Genomic DNA, 478 nt, shown 5'->3' on the forward strand with positions numbered 1-478 from the left:
GTCACGATCTCGTCGAGTAATAATTGGCCCAGGAGTTCCTTGCGCTCAAGTGGTAAGCGCTTTTCCCCATCCTGCCAGAAAAGGTGTAGTGCGTTGCTGTCGCTGTTAAAGCCCTGATTAGGCTGGGAAACATCGTTGGCGCAAATCAGGTCGAGGTTCTTGCGGGCACGTTTTTGCCGCGCATATTCTTCCACATTATTCGTTTCGGCGGCAAACCCAACGACGTAGGGGCGATGTGATTTTAGCGCCGCGACCCCGGCCACGATATCCGGGTTTTTAACCATTTTTATTGTTAATTCATCACCTTGTTTTTTTATTTTATCTTCGGCGATGACGGCGGCGCGGTAATCCGCTACTGCGGCGCAGCCAATAAAAATGTGCTGCTGCTGGGCGCCAGCCTGGACGGCCGCTTCCATCTCCAGCGCGGTAGTGACATCAATGCGCTGCACAAACGGCGGGGTCGGTAGCGATACCGGCC

1 protein-coding gene is annotated in these 478 nt (G+C 54.0%); it reads right to left on the reverse strand.

Annotated elements, in window-relative coordinates:
- Positions 1-478, reverse strand: a 478-nt coding sequence (locus M3212_RS21740) for a phosphopantothenoylcysteine decarboxylase domain-containing protein (protein WP_285875003.1), incomplete at both ends; no start/stop codon positions are given.

This window comes from Halalkalibacter oceani, from assembly GCF_023715705.1.
In the GTDB taxonomy this organism is placed as follows: domain Bacteria; phylum Bacillota; class Bacilli; order Bacillales; family Bacillaceae_D; genus Halalkalibacter; species Halalkalibacter oceani_A.